Origin of the sequence: Streptomyces sp. GMY02 (genome assembly GCF_019056675.1) — a bacterium.
GTDB lineage: Bacteria > Actinomycetota > Actinomycetes > Streptomycetales > Streptomycetaceae > Streptomyces > Streptomyces odonnellii.
In genome coordinates this window covers 935851-953163 of record NZ_CP077658.1, presented here as the reverse complement: position 1 = coordinate 953163, position 17313 = coordinate 935851, and the positions used below count along the sequence as shown (strand labels likewise).

16 protein-coding genes and 1 tRNA gene are annotated in these 17313 nt (G+C 69.6%); 7 read left to right on the top strand and 10 right to left on the bottom strand.

The window, feature by feature from the left end:
• Positions 1 to 2 precede the first annotated feature (2 nt).
• Positions 3 to 1088: a LacI family DNA-binding transcriptional regulator gene (locus KQY30_RS03930; protein WP_217305575.1), complete on the bottom strand. Its 1086-nt coding sequence runs from the start codon at positions 1086 to 1088 to the stop codon at positions 3 to 5.
• A 213-nt stretch (positions 1089 to 1301) separates the two neighbouring features.
• Between KQY30_RS03930 and KQY30_RS03925 the strand changes: the two genes are divergently transcribed.
• From KQY30_RS03925 to KQY30_RS36185, 5 genes are all read left to right on the top strand, one after another.
• On the top strand, positions 1302 to 2150 hold the full coding sequence (locus tag KQY30_RS03925) for an ABC transporter permease (RefSeq protein ID WP_217310718.1): 849 nt from the start codon (positions 1302 to 1304) through the stop codon (positions 2148 to 2150).
• A gap of 67 nt (positions 2151 to 2217) precedes the next feature.
• Positions 2218 to 3237, top strand: a complete 1020-nt coding sequence (locus KQY30_RS03920) for an ABC transporter substrate-binding protein (protein WP_217305574.1) — start codon at positions 2218 to 2220, stop codon at positions 3235 to 3237.
• The gene (locus KQY30_RS03915; RefSeq protein ID WP_217305573.1) at positions 3234 to 4109 is read left to right on the top strand and encodes an ABC transporter ATP-binding protein; all 876 of its coding nucleotides are present in this window, start codon (positions 3234 to 3236) and stop codon (positions 4107 to 4109) included. Before KQY30_RS03920 ends, KQY30_RS03915 begins: the two co-directional genes overlap by 4 nt.
• A 56-nt stretch (positions 4110 to 4165) precedes the next feature.
• On the top strand, positions 4166 to 4780 hold the full coding sequence (locus KQY30_RS03910; RefSeq protein ID WP_217305572.1) for a helix-turn-helix domain-containing protein: 615 nt from the start codon (positions 4166 to 4168) through the stop codon (positions 4778 to 4780).
• 308 nt (positions 4781 to 5088) lie between these two features.
• Entirely contained in the window at positions 5089 to 5595 is a 507-nt protein-coding gene (locus tag KQY30_RS36185; RefSeq protein ID WP_254407531.1) for a GNAT family N-acetyltransferase, read from the top strand.
• A 37-nt stretch (positions 5596 to 5632) separates the two neighbouring features.
• Here the strand turns inward: KQY30_RS36185 and KQY30_RS03900 are convergent, their stop codons facing one another.
• The 3 genes from KQY30_RS03900 to KQY30_RS03890 form a co-directional block, all read right to left on the bottom strand.
• Positions 5633 to 6532, bottom strand: coding sequence for a sugar phosphate isomerase/epimerase (locus tag KQY30_RS03900; protein WP_254406930.1), 900 nt, complete (start codon positions 6530 to 6532; stop codon positions 5633 to 5635).
• Between the two features lie 23 nt (positions 6533 to 6555).
• Entirely contained in the window at positions 6556 to 10038 is a 3483-nt protein-coding gene (locus KQY30_RS03895; RefSeq protein WP_217305570.1) for a ThuA domain-containing protein, read from the bottom strand.
• A 569-nt stretch (positions 10039 to 10607) separates the two neighbouring features.
• Entirely contained in the window at positions 10608 to 11465 is an 858-nt protein-coding gene (locus KQY30_RS03890) for an aldo/keto reductase (RefSeq protein WP_217305569.1), read from the bottom strand.
• A gap of 138 nt (positions 11466 to 11603) precedes the next feature.
• On the opposite strand from KQY30_RS03890, the gene KQY30_RS03885 reads away from it, so the two are divergent.
• Positions 11604 to 12593 carry a LysR family transcriptional regulator gene (locus KQY30_RS03885; protein ID WP_217305568.1) on the top strand — a complete coding sequence of 330 codons (990 nt, stop codon included), beginning with the start codon at positions 11604 to 11606 and terminating at the stop codon, positions 12591 to 12593.
• Here the strand turns inward: KQY30_RS03885 and KQY30_RS03880 are convergent.
• The 3 genes from KQY30_RS03880 to KQY30_RS03870 all read right to left on the bottom strand — a co-directional run bounded on the left by KQY30_RS03880 (position 12568) and on the right by KQY30_RS03870 (position 15016).
• Positions 12568 to 13080 carry a DUF664 domain-containing protein gene (locus tag KQY30_RS03880; protein WP_217305567.1) on the bottom strand — a complete coding sequence of 171 codons (513 nt, stop codon included), beginning with the start codon at positions 13078 to 13080 and terminating at the stop codon, positions 12568 to 12570. The two genes, KQY30_RS03885 and KQY30_RS03880, sit on opposite strands and share 26 nt — an antisense overlap.
• Positions 13081 to 13362: 282 nt before the next feature.
• Entirely contained in the window at positions 13363 to 14262 is a 900-nt protein-coding gene (locus KQY30_RS03875) for a transketolase family protein (protein ID WP_217305566.1), read from the bottom strand.
• A 52-nt stretch (positions 14263 to 14314) separates the two neighbouring features.
• Positions 14315 to 15016, bottom strand: coding sequence for a transketolase (locus tag KQY30_RS03870; protein ID WP_217305565.1), 702 nt, complete (start codon positions 15014 to 15016; stop codon positions 14315 to 14317).
• Between the two features lie 160 nt (positions 15017 to 15176).
• Between KQY30_RS03870 and KQY30_RS03865 the strand changes: the two genes are divergently transcribed.
• Positions 15177 to 15253, top strand: a tRNA-Pro gene (locus KQY30_RS03865).
• A gap of 97 nt (positions 15254 to 15350) precedes the next feature.
• Here KQY30_RS03865 and KQY30_RS03860 read toward each other — a convergent pair.
• The 3 genes from KQY30_RS03860 to KQY30_RS03850 form a co-directional block, all read right to left on the bottom strand.
• Positions 15351 to 15488 carry a hypothetical protein gene (locus tag KQY30_RS03860; RefSeq protein WP_217305564.1) on the bottom strand — a complete coding sequence of 46 codons (138 nt, stop codon included), beginning with the start codon at positions 15486 to 15488 and terminating at the stop codon, positions 15351 to 15353.
• A gap of 72 nt (positions 15489 to 15560) precedes the next feature.
• Positions 15561 to 15770: a 2TM domain-containing protein gene (locus tag KQY30_RS03855; RefSeq protein WP_217305563.1), complete on the bottom strand. Its 210-nt coding sequence runs from the start codon at positions 15768 to 15770 to the stop codon at positions 15561 to 15563.
• A gap of 50 nt (positions 15771 to 15820) precedes the next feature.
• Entirely contained in the window at positions 15821 to 16543 is a 723-nt protein-coding gene (locus tag KQY30_RS03850) for an alpha/beta fold hydrolase (RefSeq protein ID WP_217305562.1), read from the bottom strand.
• Positions 16544 to 17313: the final 770 nt, after the last annotated feature.

Here is a 17313-nt window from a genome sequence, read left to right as displayed (position 1 = left end):
CGTCAGCAGGTATCCCAGAGCAGGGAGCCAGTCGGTGGCGACGGCGGCGCCGCCGTACTGGCCCGCAGCACCACCTCGCCGCCGACCCGCAGCACCCGTGACCGTGTCCCGCGCGGCTCGCGCAGCGCCAGCGAGATCACGCTCTCACCCATGGCGGTGAGCGGCAGGGCGACGGTGGTGAGGGGTGGCGTCAACTCCCGTACGAGCGGTATGTCGTCGAAGCCGGCCAGGGACATGTCCTCCGGGACCCGCACACCCGCCTCCCGGAAGGCGGCCAGCGCACCCACCGCCATCACATCGGTCACCGCGAACACACATGTGGGCCGGGGCGCCCTGGCCGACCGTACGAGAAGTTCCCGCGCGGCCGCGTAACCGCCCTCGCGGGTGAAGGCGCCGTGCACCACCGATCCGGCGTCCAGGGTGATCCCCGCCTCCAGGAGCCCTTCCCTGAATCCGGCCAACCGGTCGGCGACCGTGGTGAGTTCACGTGGTCCGCTGAGCACGGCGAACTCGCGGTGCCCCAGGCGCAGCAGGGCACGGGCGAGATCCGCCGCCCCGGAGCGGTTCTCCGGCAGTACGGCATCGGTGCGCAGGCTGCGGTGCCGGCTGACGACGGCGACCCGGCCGCCCGCGCGGATGTACGGGGCGAGTTCGGCACCCAGTTTCCGTTCCCAGGAGGGGTCCTGGAAGCCCGAGCCGATCAGCAGGATGGCGCGGGCGCGCTGGGCCCGGAGCATCGAGACATACGCGATCTCCTTGGCCGGCTCACGGAACGTACTGGCCAGCATGACCAGGACGTCCTGCTCGGCGGCGGCCCGCATCACCCCGCCCGCGATCGCCGCGAAGTAGGGGTCGCCCACATCGTGGCATATCACACCGACGGTGTTGCTGGACGAGCTGGCGAGCGCCTGGGCATGGGCGTTGGGGATGTAGCCGAGCACATCGGCCGCGGCGCGCACCCGCTGCCGCAGCTCCTCGCGGACCCTCGCCGTGCCGTTCAGCGCTCTGGACGCGGTCGCCAGTGAGACGCCCGCGCGGCGGGCGACGGCGTCCAGCGTGACATGGGTCTGTGCTTCCCGTTCACTCAACTCGACCCCCGGGTCGCGGTGGCGTTGGCGGCGGCGCCCGGGGAGAACCCGCGGACCCCGAAAGTTCGGGACGACCTATTGACCGTACGGACGGGCAGTCATTAGCGTGGCGATCACCCTACCAGAAAGCGCTTTCTGAAAGCGCTGTCGGGGAGCACCGCTCTTACAACTGCCCGGATTTCCCGAGGAGTTCACATGAGCAGCCAGAGTGTCATGCCGACACCCGCCAAAGAAGTGGCCGGTGTCGCGGAACGTGGCAGGCCGGGCGCGGGCGCGCGTCTGGTCCAGGCGGTGGAGTCGGGCTGGCGGCCCGTCGCGCTGCTGGCCGCGTGTTTCGTCGTCTGGTGGGCCATCGCCGCGGCCGAACTGGTCGAGCCGTATCTCGTTCCCTCGCCCGGCGAGACGCTCGATGTGCTGACGGGCAAGGCCGGCTATCTTTGGCAGCACACCTGGGTGACGACCTATGAGACGCTGCTCGGCTTCGCCATCGCCGTGGTGGTTGGTGTGCTCGCGGCGGTGGTGATGGTGTACTCGTCGACCGTCGAGAAGACCCTCTATCCGATCCTGCTGTTCGCCCAGGTCGTGCCGAAGATCGCGATTGCGCCGCTGTTCGTGGTCTGGCTCGGCTTCGGCATCACACCGAAGATCCTGATCGCCGTGCTCATCGCCTTCTTCCCCGTGGTGATCTCCATGGTCACCGGGCTGAAGGCAGTCGATCCCGAGATGCTCCAGCTCTCCGCGACCATGGGCGCGAAGCCCTGGCAGACCTTTGCCAAGATCCGTTTTCCCGCCTCGCTGCCGCATCTCTTCTCCGGGCTCAAGGTCGCCGTGACACTGGCGGTGACGGGCGCGGTGGTCGGTGAATTCGTGGGCGCCAACGAGGGGTTGGGCTATGTGATCCTCCAGGCGAACGGCAACCTCGACACCCCGATGCTCTTCGCGGGGCTGCTTGTCATGTCTCTGATCGGCGTTGTCCTCTTCGTTCTGGTGGAGATCGCCGAGAAGCTGCTGCTGCCCTGGCACGCCAGCCGCCGCGACACCCAGGTCACCACCGCGTACTGACGCCCGTACCGCGCACAACACAACACGATGCCTCTCGACTCGACCCCCGTTCCGGGAAGGGCCAGCCATGCATGCGCGCAGACTCCTGATCGGCCTCGTACCGCTGCTCCTGGTCGCCACCGCCTGCGGTGAGGACGGCTCGGGAACCACCACCAGCGAATCGGGCAAGAAGCTCGACAAGGTGACACTGACACTCAACTGGTATCCGTACGGCGAGCACGCGCCGTTCTACTACGGCGCACAGCAGAAGATCTTCGAGAAGCACGGTATCGATCTGGAGATCCGGGCCGGCCAGGGCTCGCAGAAGACCGTCCAGGCGACCGGCGCGGGACAGACCGACTTCGGCTGGGCCGACACGCCCGCCGTGCTCAGCGGGGTGGACCAGGGTGTCCCGGTGAAGAGCCTCGGTGTCTTCCTCCAGACGACGCCCTCCTCCGTGCAGTTCTTCGAGAGCCAGAACGTCGACGCACCCGCCGATCTCAAGGGCAAGACCGTCGCGGGCACGGCCGGTGACGCGCTCAGCAAGACGTTTCCGATCTTCCTCAAGAAGAACAATCTCAAGGAGTCGGACGTCAGGATCCAGAACACCGACCCGGCCGGCAAGATCGCCGCGGTGATCTCGGGGAAGACGGACGCGCTGCTCGGATACGCCAGTGACCAGGGCCCGACCATGCAGGACAAGGCGAAGAAGCCGGTCTCGTATCTGCGCTTCTCGGAGCACGGACTCAACTTCTACTCCAACGGTCTGATCGCGGGCTCGGAGGTCCTGTCGGGCCGGAGCGAACTGGCCGGGCGCATGGTGCGCGCAGTCAGCGAGTCATGGGCCGCGGCCGAGAAGGCGCCGGGGCCGGCCGTCGCCGCCATGGAGGGCGCGTCGGAGCAACTGCCGCCCGAGAACGTTCTGTCGGAGCAGTTCAGGACGACGCTCACGCTGCTGCACACCGACGCGACGCAGGGCAAGGCGCCCGGCGTCAACATCGAGAGCGACTGGCAGCAGACCATCGATGTCTTCGCCGAGGCCGGTCTGATCGGGAGCCCGAAGCCGGTCGCGGAGTACTGGGACAGCGGCACCGCGCTGAAGGGATGACGATGGCCAGGGATGTGACGCTCCGGAAGTCCGCGGTGCCGGAGGACGGCGCCGCGGCGGCCGGCGCGGGAGGCGGTGCCGGTGACGGTGCCGTGGGCAGGACGGCGGCTGTCGGGCTTGAGGATGTGGCGGTGCGGTTCCGTACGAAGAACCGCGATGTGACCGCCCTGCGTGACGTCTCGCTCGATGTGGCGGCGGGGGAGTTCGTCGCCATCGTCGGGCCCTCGGGCTGCGGCAAGTCGACCCTGCTCAAGCTGGTCGCGGGCCTGCTCAAGGCGTCCACCGGAGCGGTACGGCTGCACGGCGAGCAGGTCGGCGGGCCACGGCCCGACATCGGCTACGTCTTCCAGCGCGCCGCGCTGCTGGAGTGGCGTACGGCCCGGCGCAACATCCTGCTTCAGGCGGAGATCCGCCGGATGCCGGCCGAGAAGGCGCGTGCGCGGGCCGGCGAACTGATCGCGATGACCGGGCTCTCCGGCTTCGAGGACGCGTATCCGCACGAGCTGTCCGGCGGGATGCAGCAGCGTGTCGCGCTCTGCCGGGCGCTGCTGCACGAGCCGCCGGTGCTGCTGATGGACGAACCGTTCGGCGCGCTCGACGCCCTGACCCGCGAGCAGATGAACATGGAGCTGAACCGCATCTGGCGCGAGACCGGCACCACCGTGCTGCTGGTGACGCACTCGATCTCGGAGGCGGTCTATCTCGCCGACCGTGTGGTGGTGATGAGCCCGCGGCCCGGCACGGTCAGCGAGATCATCGAGGTCGGCCTGCCACCGGAGCGGGACTACACGGAGACATTGGGGCGGCCCGAGTTCCGCGAGGCGGCCGGGCATATCCGGGGACTGCTGGGCGCGGCTTCGGCGCAGGACTGACCCTCGCGCCGAGTCGGCTCGATAGTGTGTCCCGGATATGGGATATCGTTCCGCATATGAGAGAGGACGATGTGGGTGCCGGTGCCGGTGCTGGCCTCGGTACCGGTACCGGCGCTGTCGATGAGCTGCTCGCCGTGCGCCTCGCCGAACTGCGCGGCGAGCACCGCTGGTCGCTGGAGGAACTGGCGCGGCGCAGCGGGGTGAGCCGGTCGACCCTGTCCCGCGCCGAACGCGGTGAGATCAGCCCGACCGCGTCACTGCTCGGCCGGCTGTGCGCGGTCTACGGGCGGACGATGTCGCAGTTGCTCAGCGAGGTGGAGGTGGCGGCGGAACCAGCCTGGCTGGTCAGGGCCGCCGACCAGACCGTATGGCAGGACACCGCCACCGGCTTCGTCCGCCGCTCGGTCTCACCGCCGGGACCGGGACTGCACGCGGAGGTCGTCGAGGGCACGCTGCGGCCGGGCGCGGAGGTCTCGTACGAACGGCCTCCGGTACCCGGGTTGGAGCAGCACCTCTGGGTGCTGGAGGGATCGGTCGAGTTCACGTTGGGGTATGACCGCCACACCCTGAACGCGGGCGACTGTCTCCGTATGCGCCTCTGGGGGCCCACTCACTTCCACTGCCCGGGCCCCGAGGCGGTCCGCTACGCGGTGGTGGTGGTCCAGCCATGAGCATGAGCGGTTCGGACACCGGTCCGGGGGGTCCAGGCGAGGGCCCGAGTGGCTCAGCCACCGGTCCGGGTGGTTCTGGCGGGAGCTTGAGTGGTTCGGTCACTGAGCCGGGTGGTTCTGGCGGGGGTCCGAGTGGTTCAGCCACTGAGCCGGACGCGCCAAGTGGCTCAGCCACCGGGCAGGCGGGGGTGAGTGGCTCAGCCACTGGGCCACGGCCGCACGGCACTCCGCGGCCCTCGCTCGCCCCCCACGTCGTACCGCTCTCCGCCGACGAACTGCACCGCGCCGCCGACGCGTTGGGGGAGTTGATGCTCGATGTCGTCGCCGGTGGGGCCTCGATCGGGTTTCTGTATCCGCTGGAACGCGCGGCCGCCGTGCGGTGGTGGCGTGGGCAGGTGTCCGCCGTGCGGGAAGGGCGGCTGGCCGTACGGGTCGTCCGGGACGGCGAGCGGGTCGTCGGCACCGTAGGACTGGCGTTCGCGGACAAGCCGAACGCCCGGCACCGCGCCGAGATCGTCAAGCTGATGGTGCATCGCGACGCCCGCGGCCGGGGGCTCGGCCGGGCCCTGCTCACCGCCGCCGAAGAGGCCGCAGCCGAAGCCGGGGTGACACTGCTGCTGCTCGACACCGAGACCGGCAGCCCCGCCGAGACGCTCTACCGCTCCTCGGGCTGGTCGGAGACCGGAGTGGTCCCCGGCCATGCCGCCGACCCGGGCGGGACGCTCCGTCCGACCACCTTCTTCCACAAGCACCTCGGGACGGCCCCCGGGAAACACGCCGGAAGGGACCACGGGCCGGTCCCGGCCGCCGTATGAAGGCGGCCGGGACCGACCCGTAACCCGTAGCCCCCGCTCAGTACCGCAGCCGCGACAGATACCGGTAGCTGTTCAGCGCGCTCACGAACGGATCGGCCGGCGCGTCGTGCTCCACCAGCCACTGCTTCACGCCGCCACTCCGCGCCGTGTCGAACATCGCGGGGAAGTCCAGCACCCCGGACCCGACATCCTCGAAGCCGCCGTTGGCCGCCATGTCCTTCACGTGCAGCGCCGGGAACCGCCCGGGGTGTTCGACGAAGAGCCGGCCCGGATCGTCCCCGCCCTTCGCCGCCCAGTACAGATCCAGCTCGAAGCCCACCAGCTCCGGATCGGTCTCCTTGAGCAGGATGCCGTACAGATTCTCGCCGTCGACCACCACGTGATCGGCGTCGTGGTTGTGGAACAGCACCCTGAGCCCGGACTGCCGGGCGATGCGCCCCGCCGCGTTGAACTGCCGTGCCGCTTCCCGGTATCCGGCCGGTGAGTGCATCGTGTCAGGCAGGCTGGGCACTACCACCCACTTGCCGCCCAGGGTGCGGACGTCCTCGATCGCCTGCGCCAGACCGCTGCCGGCGACCGTGGTGTAGGGGACATGTTCGAGCACGGCCCTGAGCCGGGTCTCGTCCAGCATCCGCCGGATGTCGGCGGCGCTGTGACCGTGTCTGCCGCTGACACCGACCGTCGCGTAACCGATCTCCGCCAGCCGCTCCAGCGTCCCCCTGAAGTCCGTCGCCAGCGGTGTGCGCATGGTGTAGAGGTGCATACCGATCCCGGACGGCGGTATGCGCCGCCGCCGGCATCGGTCCGCGCCGGTCCCCACGGCGCCCGCGGCGGTGGCCCCGGACGCCGGGCCCGCAGCCGTAGCCACGCCCAGCGCCGCCAGTCCAACCGCCGTGCCCAGGAACGCCCTTCGAGTGCTTCGTGTGCTGCCGCTCATGGTCGCTCTCCCCTCAGGACGGCTCATGACGCCGTGCCCACGTTGATCCGGACCTCGCCGGTCGTCGTATCGCCCTTGTCGTCGGTGACGGTGAGATGTGCCGTGTACGCGCCCGGCCTGCTGTACGTATGGGTCGCGGTCGGCCCCTCCGTACCCGTGACCGTGCTGTTGTCGCCGAAGCTCCAGTGGTACGAGGCGATCGTGCGGCCCGTCACCGGTTTCACCCTGCTGCTGAGCTGTACGGCCAGTGGCGCGCCGCCCGAGACCGGCGAGGCCTTGACCGACACCGTCGTGGCCGGCTTCTTCTCGACCCCCGAACCGTTGAAGCGCAGCCAGTCCACCGCGAAGAGATCGGGCTTCTCCGCCGACCAGTTGGGGTTGGTGAACACGGCGTACAGCTTCACCGAACCACCGGGGTTGGTGAGTGCGACGGTGGGCGAGACGACATTGCCGAAGCCGCCGGTGTTCGGGATGGTCACCTTGCCCAGCAGCGGCCCGGTCGGCGAGCCGTCACGGAACTCGATGTCCCCGCCGAGACCGCCCGAGGCCGCGCCGACCGTCACCGACGAGATCCCCTTGAGGTTCACCGGATCGAACGAGATCCAGTCGCCGTCCTCGATCTCCGTCAGCCGCTTGCCGCCGGACGCGTCGGCGCGGTCGCCGGTCACCGCTCCGTCGTGCGCGCCACCCGTGGCCGTACGGTGCTCCGCCTCCCGGAACGTCGTCCGCAGGGTCAGCGAGGACGAGCCGGTCAGGGCGGGCACGCCCGCGGCGCCCTTGTCCTCGTACTGCGCGGTGATGCCGTAGTACAGATTCTGCCCGGGACCATGGCTGTCCCCGGCGTCCGTGACGATCTCGCCCGCGCAGCCCGTGTAGTTGTCCAGCGGATGCAGATGGCTGTCATGGCCGAGCTGCGACTGGACGACCACCCGCGAGCAGTCGATCGTCCCGCCCGCGCCGGTCGAGCCGTCCTCGCGGTCCTTGACCTTCACCGTGAACGGAATGGTGTCGCCGAAGCTGAACATCCCTCCGTTCGGCGGCTGTTGGACGGTGACCACCGGTCGGCTGTTGCCGACGGTGATCTCCCGGACCGAGAGCGCGGTCAGCCCGCCGGGTCCCGTGACGGTCAGCCGCGCGGTGAACCGGCCCTTGTCGCGGTAGACATGGGTGGGATTCGCCTCGGTGGAGTCGGTGGTCCCGTCGCCGTCGAAGTCCCAGGCGTAGTCGACCGGTTTGCCGCCAGGCAGCCCCGAACCCTCGCTGGAGAACGCCACCGTCAGCGGAGCGGGCCCGCTGTCCGGGGTCGCCGCCGTCTTGGCGTCGGGCAGCCGGCCGTCGCCGACGTAGTCGATACGGTAGATGCCCGAGCCTTCGTTGCTGCCACCGCGGCCCGTGCCGCTGCCGAGCCCGAAGTCGATGACGTACAGCGCCCCGTCGGGTCCGAAGTCCGCGTCGAAGGGCTGGTTCCAGCTCATGTCGCCGAACACACCGTTGATGGAGTGGAGATCGCCCGCTTTGACGGGCTCGAAGCGCGGGTCCGCGAAGGTCTGGTCCTCCTCCTGGAACGAGAAGGCCTTGAACCAGGTCCTGGTCAGCTCGTAGTTGAGCCACTTCCCCTCGAAGTACTCGGGGAACTTGGACGGATACGGGTTCGCCGGGTCGTAGTCGTAGACCGGTCCGCCCATCGGTCCGCCGCCGCCCGTGCCGAGTTCGGGGAATTCGGGCGAGGCGGAGTACGCGTACCAGACCGTCGCGGGCTTCGCCGCGGGCAGCTCGCGCAGACCGCTGTTGTTCGGCGAGTCGTTGACCAGCGCGGCGCAGTCGAACTTCGCGCCCGATGTGCCGGTGGCGAAGTCGTAGTCGTTGAACGGGGTGTTGTCGCCCGTGCAGTACGGCCAGCCGTAATTGCCGGGCTCCGTGATGCGGTTGTACTCGACGGTGCCCTCGGGACCGCGGTTCGCGACCGCCTCCCGCGCGTCGGGCCCGTAGTCGCCCACCAGCAGTGCCCCGCTCAGCGGGTCGGTGGTGATGCGGAACGGGTTGCGCATGCCCATCGCGTAGATCTCCGGGCGGGTCTTCTCGGTACCCGGTGCGAAGAGGTTCCCCTCGGGGACGGAGTACGTGCCGTCGTCCTCGGGGGTGATGCGCAGGACCTTGCCGCGCAGATCGTTCGTGTTGCCCGCCGTGGTCTGGGCGTCCCAGGCGCGGCGCCCCTCGCGTTCGTCGATCGGGCTGAATCCGTCGGAGGCGAACGGATCGGTGTTGTCACCGGTCGCCACGTACAGATCGCCGTTCTTGTCGAAGGTGATCGAGCCCGCCATGTGCGAGTTGGCGCGGCCCTCACCGCGCAGTGTGGGCACGGTCAGCAGCCGCTTCTCCGAGGCCGGGTCGACGGTGTTGCCGGTGACCGTGAAGCGCGACAGGTTCAGCCGTTTCTCGGTCTTGTCGGAGTGCAGCAGATAGAGCCAGTTGTTCTCCGCGAAGTCCGGATCGAGGGTGAGCCCGAGCAGCCCGTCGGACTGGCTGGTCATCTCCGGTGTGTACGCGAAGTCCAGCGCGGTCGAGACCTGGAGGGTCTGCTGGTCGATCACCTTGAGCTTGCCGGTGCGCTGGATGAAGAAGACCCGGCGGTCCGGGGCGACGGCCAGCTCGAACGGGTCGGCGAGATCGCTGGTGGCCAGCGGAGTGCGCTGGAAGGCACCGGTCTTGGTGGCGGTGCAGTCACCGGGCTTGTTGCCCGCGGCCCACTGGATGCCGCCGAGCAGGTGCTTGCGGAAGGCGTCCTCCTGGAAGGCGGACGCGGCGTGGCCGCCCGCGGTGAACCAGGAGCGTCCGCCGTCGTAGTTCTGGCACCAGGACCACGGGTGGTCGACGCCCTCGTCCAGTCCCTGGACGCCGTCGTTCACCTTGATCTGGGCGAGGGTGTGCACCTTGCCGGTCGGGTTGACGCGCCAGTTGTACCACTCCTCCGTACGCTCCCAGAGCTGCGGCAGCCCCTGGGTGGAGGGGTGCACCTGGTCGAGCACCTTCACCCGGCCCGTCTGGACGGCGGGGTGCTTGTCGAAGATCGCGCCGACCAGCCCCTCGTACCAGTCCCAGTCGCGCTCGCTGGCGGACGCGGCGTGCAGACCGACCCAGCCGCCGCCCCCGCGGACGAACGCCTGGAGCGCGGCGCGCTGGTCCGCGTCGAGCAGATCGCCGCTCTCCGGGGTGGAGTTGGTGTTGTTGAAGACGATCGCCTGGAAGCGGGCGAGATTCTCGTCGGTGAAGGCCGTGGCGTTGCTGGTGGCCTCGACCTCGAACCCGTTCTCGCTGCCGAGCTGCTGGACGGCCTCGATCCCGGCCGGGATCGAGTCGTGCTCGAAGTTGGTGACCTTGGAGAAGACCAGAACGCGGAACGGAGCCGCGTCGGCGCGGGGCGGCGAGGCCATCCCCAGTCCGAGGACGAGCGCCAGTAACGCGACGATCACAAGGAAGGGTGAGGAGGTACGGAAGGGCGTTCTCATGGGCGCTCCCGGTGCTGGTAGGGCCGGCTGCGGGTTAGAAAGCGCTTTCTGCGGTACGCCGCACAGCGTAGGTTCCGGTGTTACAGGGGGTCAATGGGTCGGAAGCGCCCGCTGCGGCCCGCGATCTGCCCTTCGGGGCAGGGCAGTTGGAGTCCGGCCGGAGGCAGGGCCGGCGTCCGGGCGTTCGAGGGGTACGGGTGATCCGCGCCCGGAACGCGGCAGACCCGCCCGGGCGGGTCGCCCGGACGGGTCGGTGGTGCGCGATGGTACGGGCGGGCTGAGAGCGCTCTCGGGGGCGGGAGCGCTCTCAGCCCGGGGTGGCTCCATCGGGCGCGGGGCGGGTGGGAGCGCTCTCAGTCTCAGGGATGGGAGCGCTCTCAGCCTCGGGTCGCTTTGTCAGGGCTGGGGTGGGGCGCTCTCGGCCCCGGGTCGCCTTGTACAGGCCTGGGATGGGAGCGCTCTCGACCCGGGGTGCGTTCGTCAGGCCCTGGGTGGGAGCGCTCTCAACTCTGGGCGGCTTCGTCTGGCCCTGGGGTGGGAGCGCTCTCAGTCCGGGCGGCCCCGTCAGGTCAGGCCGCGTCCAGCTCCGCCAACTCGGCCTCGTCCAGCACCAGTTCGGCCGCGCCCACCGAGTCACGGATCGTCTCCGGTCGGCTGGACCCCGGAATCGGCACCACCACGGGCGACTTGGCCAGCATCCAGGCGAGACACACCTGCTGCGGGCTCACCCCGTGCGCCTCCGCGATCCGCGCGAACGCGCCGTGCGACGAACCGAGTTCACCGGCCCGCCTGATCCCGCCGAACGGGCTCCACGGCAGGAACGCGATGCCCAGCTCCGTACACAGCTCGAGCTCCGGCTCGCTGGAACGGAACGCCGGCGAGAACTGGTTCTGTACGGAGACCAGCCGGCCGCCGAGGATCTCCTGCGCCGAACGGATCTGCTCCGGGTCCGCGTTGGAGATACCGGCCTGCTGGATCTTGCCTTCGTCGAGCAGATCGCGCAGTCCGCCGACGGACTCCTCGTACGGCACCTTCGGGTCGGGGCGGTGGAACTGGTACAGCCCGATCGCCTCCACACCCAGCCGCTTGAGCGACGCCTCGCACGCCGCCCTCAGGTGCTCGGGGGCGCCGTTCAGCGTCCAGGAGCCGTCACCGGGCCGGAGATGACCGCCCTTGGTGGCCACCAGCACCTCGGAGCCGCGCGGGTGGGACGCCAGCGCCTTGGCGATCAGAGATTCGTTGTGTCCCACCTCGTCGGCGTGGAGGTGGTACGCGTCCGCCGTGTCGATCAGTGTCACCCCCGCGTCCAGCGCCGCGTGGATGGTGGCGAGGGAACGGGCCTCGTCCGGCCGCCCCTCGATGGACATCGGCATACCGCCCAGACCGATCGCGCTGACCTCGACGGTTCCGATGCGGCGAGTCTTCATGGTGGAGTGCACCCTTCCTGCTGCGGTCCCCGCCGGTTCCGGCGGGTACTTTCCAGCTTTGCCGCTGCTGCGCGGGGCGTCCAATAGAAGAAACCGAACGCATTGAGCGACCCCGCTTCTCAATTAGGCTGGGTCACCATGGAACTGCGTCACCTAGAATATTTCGTCGCCGTCGCCGAGGAACGCCACTTCACCAGGGCCGCCCAGCGGCTGATGGTCTCGCAGTCGGGCCTCTCGGCGTCCGTACGGGCCCTGGAGCGCGAGCTGGGTGCCCGGCTCTTCGTACGCTCCACCCGCAGGGTCGAACTCACCGGGGCGGGACGGGCCCTGCTGGTGGAGGCGTCCCGCGCGCTGGCGAGCGTACGGGCCGCCAAGGAAGCGGTCGCGGCGGTGCAGGGGCTGCTCCGCGGCACACTGTCGGTGGGCACGGAGCAGTGTGTCACCGGGGTCCATGTGCCCGGCCTGCTCGCGCGTTTCAGGGCGGACCACCCCGAGGTGGAGGTACGGCTGCGGCAGGCCGGATCCGCCTCGCTGGTCGAGGATGTGGCGGCCGGGCGGCTCGATCTGGCCTTCGTTGCCCTGTCCGGGGCGGTTCCCGAGGGCGTACGGCTCGTTCCGCTGGCGAGCGAGCCGATGGTGGTGCTCTGCCATCCGGACCATCCGCTGGCGGGCGCGGCCGAGGCCGACTGGGCCGAGCTGGGCGACGAGGTGTTCGTCGACTTCCACGAGGACTGGGGCGCCCGCGGTCTCACGGACCGGGCCTTCGCCGCGGTCCGTACGGAACGGCGAGTCGCCCTGGAGGTCAACGATGTGCACAGCCTGATCGAGCTGGTCGGGCACGGTCTCGGTATCGCGGTGGTGCCGCGTCCGATCGCCCGCAAGGAGCAGGCGGCCGCGCTGTGCACGGTGCCGCTCGCGGGCGCCGGAGACCATCTGTGGGAGGTCTCGGCCGCGCTCCCCGACGATCAGCGCACCGGGCCGGCGGCCCGGGAACTGCTCGCGTATCTGCCGGAGGCAGCCAGGTCGGCAGCGGCAGGCGGGCCGTACACGGAGGGCACGTCCGGCGCGCGGGACCGGGCGCCCTCGGACGGCAGGCCGTTCGTCACGGCCGTTCCAGCCACCCCCTGATGAAGGCGGCCTGCCCGGCGTGCTGGAGATCGTCGGCGATCACACTGACCAGCCGCACACCGAGCGTCACGGCCGGCACCCACGCGTCGTCGACGACCCGCCGCAGATCGGCGTCCTTGAGCGGCCGGACGAACTCGACGGTCTGATCGTGGACGGCGTCGTGGTACCCCGCGAGCAGCTCCGCCGAGCCCCCGCCCAGCGCGGCCACCTCCTTGGGCGAGTGCCCGTAACCGGTCGCCCCGCGTGTGAACGGCAGCTCGAACCGCTCCGACCAGTCCTGCGCGATCCATACCTCGTCGATTCCGGCGGCGTCGGCGATGTGGTCGTCCTGGATCCGGCTGAGATGCCAGACGAGCCACGCGATCGAATTGGCCCCGTCGTCGAGCCGTACCGCCAGCTCGTCGGGCGAGAGGCCGTCGACCACTTCGTGGACGGTCTCGTTGATACGGCCGAAGGCGTCGACGAGCAGGTCAGCGCTGGCGGTCATGGCACTCTCCGGGGGCCGGGCCGGGAGCTCCGGCCCCGTCTGGCACATCCTGTCCGGCCGCGGGCGGACGACGCCATGTGACAGACGGGGCCCAGCCCGGCGGATGGGCAGTACGTCCATGTCCAGGGTGCCCCGTACGGACCGGGTCAGCGCGTCGGCGGTCAGCCGGCGGGTGGTGGTGAGTCCGGGCGGGGCGGTGTGCCGGCGGGGTGGTGGCGAGTCCGCGCGGTGGTGGTGAGTCGGCGCTGCGGCGGTGTGCCGACGCGATGGCCATGGGCGCGATCAGCGCGTCAGGAACGCCGAGATCCGGTCCCGCAGCGACGTCGGGTCGAGACCGTGCGCCGCCAGATGCTCGCCCAGCTCGCCGTACCGCCGCAGCTCGCGCCGCGCCACCCCGAGGCCGAGCACCCGGTGCGGTGTCGCGTACAGGGCGTCGTTCGCAGCGGCGGTGGAGGTCCCGGCGAGATACGGCTCGACGAGTACGACCTCAGCCGCGCTCCCGCCCGCGACGGCCCGCCGCAGCGCCTCCCCGTCGAACGGCCGCACCGTCGTCGCGTACAGCACCGTCGTGTCCAGGCCCTCGGTCGCAGCCAGTACGTTGTCGAGCATCGGCCCGACGGCGATCACGATTCCGTCGCGCCCCTCCCGTACGGTGCGGAAGCCCGGCCCGGTCACCGGCCGCGCCCGCTCGTTGCTCTGGAGCGAGAGCCGTACGTACACCCGGCCGTCCCCGGCGGCGGCGTCCCGCAGCAGAGTCTCGGCCTCGTCCGGGTGGCCCGGCACCTGTACCGTCCAGCCGTCGAGCGTGTCCATCAGCGCCACATCGCCCGGCGACATATGGGTGAACCCGCCCGCGGGCCAGTCGTACGAGGCACCCGCGCTCACCAGCACCCCGCCCACGCCCTGATGGCCGAAGTCCAGCTTCACCTGCTCGAAGGGGCGCTCGACCAGGAAGCTGGCGAAGGTGTGCACGATCGGGCGCATCCCGGCGAGCGCGAGTCCGCCGCCGACGCCGACCATGAGCTGTTCCCGGATGCCGACATTGACGACCCGGTCCGGATGGCGGCGCTCGGCCGCGTCGAAGCCGTCCCGGCTGATCTCCGCGAGGACGAGTGCGAGGCGTGGGTCCTCGTCCAGCAGCGCGGAGGTGGTGGAGATGAATCGGTCCCGCATGGTGTCCATGGAAGATCCCCTGTGGTCGGCGGTGCTGTATGCGGTGCTGTGTCCGGTTGGCTCAGGCCTTGGGTTCGACACGGGCCACGACGGCCCGGGCCCGGCCCGGGTGCGGCGCGGTGAAGGCGGCGTACATCGCCTCGTGGTCGCGTCCGTCGACGGTCTCGGCCGACCAGCCGGCCGCCTCGAAGCGGGAGGCGATCCCGCCGGGCCAGCCGTGGGTGGCCGACGCGTTGTCGATCACCAGGGTGTGAAGCTGTTCGAGCCCGGCGGGGCCCGCGTAGGCGAGCGCCTCGTGATTGCTGCCCTCGTCCAGTTCGGCGTCGCCGATCAGCACCCAGACGCGCGGGTCGGTGAGCTCCTGGGCCCGCAGTCCCAGCACCGTACCGACGGCGAGCGGCAGCCCGTGCCCGAGGGAGCCGCTGCCGATCTCGACACCGGGCAGAAGTGTGCGGTCGGGGTGGTGGCCGAGGGGCGAGTCGTACGAACCGAACCCGGGGAGCAGTTCCTCGGCGAGGAACCCCTTGGCGGCGAGGACGGCGTAGTACGCCATCGGCCCGTGCCCCTTGGAGAGCAGGAAGCGGTCGCGCTCCGGCGCCTCGACGCTCGCCGGGGACACCCGCAGCACCCTGTCGTACAGCACCCAGAGCGCGTCCAGCGTCGAGGTCGCGGCGGGCCCGTGCTTCTCGTCGCCGGTCATGAGGCCGAGCAGCCTGGTCAGATCCTGGTGGCCCGGTACGGGGGCCGGTCCTGTCTTCGTCATACAGCCCACCGTGCAACGTCAACCACACTTGAGGTCAAGCGCGCCCGGCACACGGCCCGGGGCGCCCGGGGCGTGCGGAAAGCGGTTCGTGACCACCGCGCCGAGTGCGGTATTGTTCTCATGCGCGTTCGGCCAGGGGAAACCCCAGGTCAGACAGCATCGGGACGTGGCGCAGCTTGGTAGCGCACTTGACTGGGGGTCAAGGGGTCGCAGGTTCAAATCCTGTCGTCCCGACCAGCGTTTACGCAGGTCACAGGCGGTATCGGAGAAATCCGATACCGCCTTTCCGTGTTTCTCGGGGACCAGTCGGGGACCAGCCGTGCGGGCGCCGATGTCACTGACGCGTATGCCGGAGACGATCGACGCGGAGGATGTCGACGAGTTCCTCGGGCGAATACCAGGGGTCGGGCAGCAGCGTGGCCGACTCGGCGGTGGCGGTTGCTTCAGGTGGCGGAGTGGAGGCGGCGGTCATGGAGTCCTGGCGCTCGGCCGCCCGGGGCAGGTGACAGATGGCTGCGGTGGGATGGTCTTGCGATGGATCGGGTCATGGCCGGGCGAGTGATCGGGACTTCGAACGAATCACCCAGAAATGGATCACCAGCCCGATACCCCAGCCCAGAATCGACCACAAGGGCCAGAAGAAACGGTCGGGTGTGAGAATCCCCCACAGTGCCACCTGGGCCACATTGGCGACGATGTACCAGAAAAGGTGGATCCGCAGGCCCCACCTCATGGCCTTTTCGCTCTTTTGCATTTTTCCTCCCATGGATTATCGGATCGATTCACTTGCGGTGACCAGCGGTGCTATTGCGGGCGCGTCTGCTCCTGCACGGCTGTCTGGATAAGGGTCATCGCCGCACCCGGCCGGGAGACGAACACCATGTGCGAAGCACCTTCGACCACCTGGGTCTTCGCGCCGGAGCGCTGGGCCATGAATTCCTGTGTCGCCGGTGGGATGATCCTGTCGGCACCGCTGATCAGGTTGTAGTTCGGGATGGTGTGCCATGCCTGCGGACCGGCGGCGGGCTCGCCCAGAGCGGCACCGGTTGCCGGGCGTTGCGTGATCGAATAGAGGGCGGCTTCCTCTGCCGACACGTCGGCCGCGAAATGAGGATGAAAGACCTTCGGGTCGATGTACAGGTCGACCTGACCGTCGGGCAGCGGCACAGGCTTGAGGGACTCGCCCACGGTGCTGCCCGGGAACTTCTCAACCAGTGCTTGCGCGCTCTCGCCCGCCTCCGGCACGAACGCCGCCAGGTAGACCAGCGCCTTCACGTTCGCGTTTCCCTCGGCGGCAGTGGAGATGACCGCACCGCCGTACGAGTGCCCGACCAGCACGATCGGTCCCTCGATGCTGTCCAGCAGTGCTCTGACGTGGAGCGCGTCAAAGGCGAGCCCTCGAAGTGGATTCGGCGCGGCGACCACCGCGTATCCGTCGGCGACAAGCCGCTTGGCAACGGCGTTGAAGCCGCTGCTGTCAGCAAAGGCTCCGTGTACGAGCACGATCGTCGGACTCCCGCTCACCATGGACCAACCTCTCCTTCGGATGACGGCCGAAAAGGACCGGTGCGGGTGTCGGGCTCTCCCGCACCGTCCGGCTGACGACCACTTCTTCGAATCGCGCTTGCGGGGAACGTCCGTCGGCGCGACGTCGACCGCCGGAAGTGTCCGGACAGGTCGATCGACGAACCGGAGGCGTGACCGCGGCGACCGTGAGGGGTTTGCGGATGAATTCAGCGAAGAACGGTACGGCTTCATCCCCCCTCACGCTTGACGCAAAGCTATGACGTCGCACTGGACGGGAATTGAATGAGACCGGGACCTGATTCCGGGTGGCCTTCACTGATAATTCAGTCGACGTCAAGCCGGTTCGGCCAATCTGAGCGCCTCGGAGGACAGATGGCTGGAGGCTGCCGATGGTGTCGGACGAGGAAGCCGATGTGGTGGTGAGGAACGGTTCCGCGCGCGCCTGAAGGAACGATTTCCCGCTGAGGCCGACGCCATCGACGGCTTCTTCCGTACCACTTGCCGGGCCATGGCCGGGCTGACCGCGCGCAATGTCTTCGCATCGTTCCCCGCCGGCGTACGAAAAGCGGGTGCGCCCAGTGTCGAGCGGATCTTCCCGTCGACGTTCCGGTCGTTGCGGAACCAGGTTTCCCGCAGCTTCCGCGATCCGCGTCTTCGAGCCGTTCTGGCCGCGCGGTGGGGGTTGTACGGCACGCCCCTGACGCGATCACGGTCCGGGCGGCGTTCTCCGTAAGGGTCGCCGCGTGGATCGGCGGCCGGCGCGGGCGCTG

Coding starts and splice junctions, on each gene's coding strand:
- KQY30_RS03925 (WP_217310718.1), top strand. CDS start 1,302: ATGCCGACACCCGCCAAAGAAGTGGCCGGTGTCGCGGAACGTGGCAGG.
- KQY30_RS03920 (WP_217305574.1), top strand. CDS start 2,218: ATGCATGCGCGCAGACTCCTGATCGGCCTCGTACCGCTGCTCCTGGTC.
- KQY30_RS03915 (WP_217305573.1), top strand. CDS start 3,234: ATGACGATGGCCAGGGATGTGACGCTCCGGAAGTCCGCGGTGCCGGAG.
- KQY30_RS03910 (WP_217305572.1), top strand. CDS start 4,166: ATGAGAGAGGACGATGTGGGTGCCGGTGCCGGTGCTGGCCTCGGTACC.
- KQY30_RS36185 (WP_254407531.1), top strand. CDS start 5,089: ATGCTCGATGTCGTCGCCGGTGGGGCCTCGATCGGGTTTCTGTATCCG.
- KQY30_RS03900 (WP_254406930.1), bottom strand. CDS start 6,532: ATGAGCGGCAGCACACGAAGCACTCGAAGGGCGTTCCTGGGCACGGCG.
- KQY30_RS03895 (WP_217305570.1), bottom strand. CDS start 10,038: ATGAGAACGCCCTTCCGTACCTCCTCACCCTTCCTTGTGATCGTCGCG.
- KQY30_RS03890 (WP_217305569.1), bottom strand. CDS start 11,465: ATGAAGACTCGCCGCATCGGAACCGTCGAGGTCAGCGCGATCGGTCTG.
- KQY30_RS03885 (WP_217305568.1), top strand. CDS start 11,604: ATGGAACTGCGTCACCTAGAATATTTCGTCGCCGTCGCCGAGGAACGC.
- KQY30_RS03880 (WP_217305567.1), bottom strand. CDS start 13,080: ATGACCGCCAGCGCTGACCTGCTCGTCGACGCCTTCGGCCGTATCAAC.
- KQY30_RS03875 (WP_217305566.1), bottom strand. CDS start 14,262: ATGGACACCATGCGGGACCGATTCATCTCCACCACCTCCGCGCTGCTG.
- KQY30_RS03870 (WP_217305565.1), bottom strand. CDS start 15,016: ATGACGAAGACAGGACCGGCCCCCGTACCGGGCCACCAGGATCTGACC.
- KQY30_RS03860 (WP_217305564.1), bottom strand. CDS start 15,488: ATGACCGCCGCCTCCACTCCGCCACCTGAAGCAACCGCCACCGCCGAG.
- KQY30_RS03855 (WP_217305563.1), bottom strand. CDS start 15,770: ATGCAAAAGAGCGAAAAGGCCATGAGGTGGGGCCTGCGGATCCACCTT.
- KQY30_RS03850 (WP_217305562.1), bottom strand. CDS start 16,543: ATGGTGAGCGGGAGTCCGACGATCGTGCTCGTACACGGAGCCTTTGCT.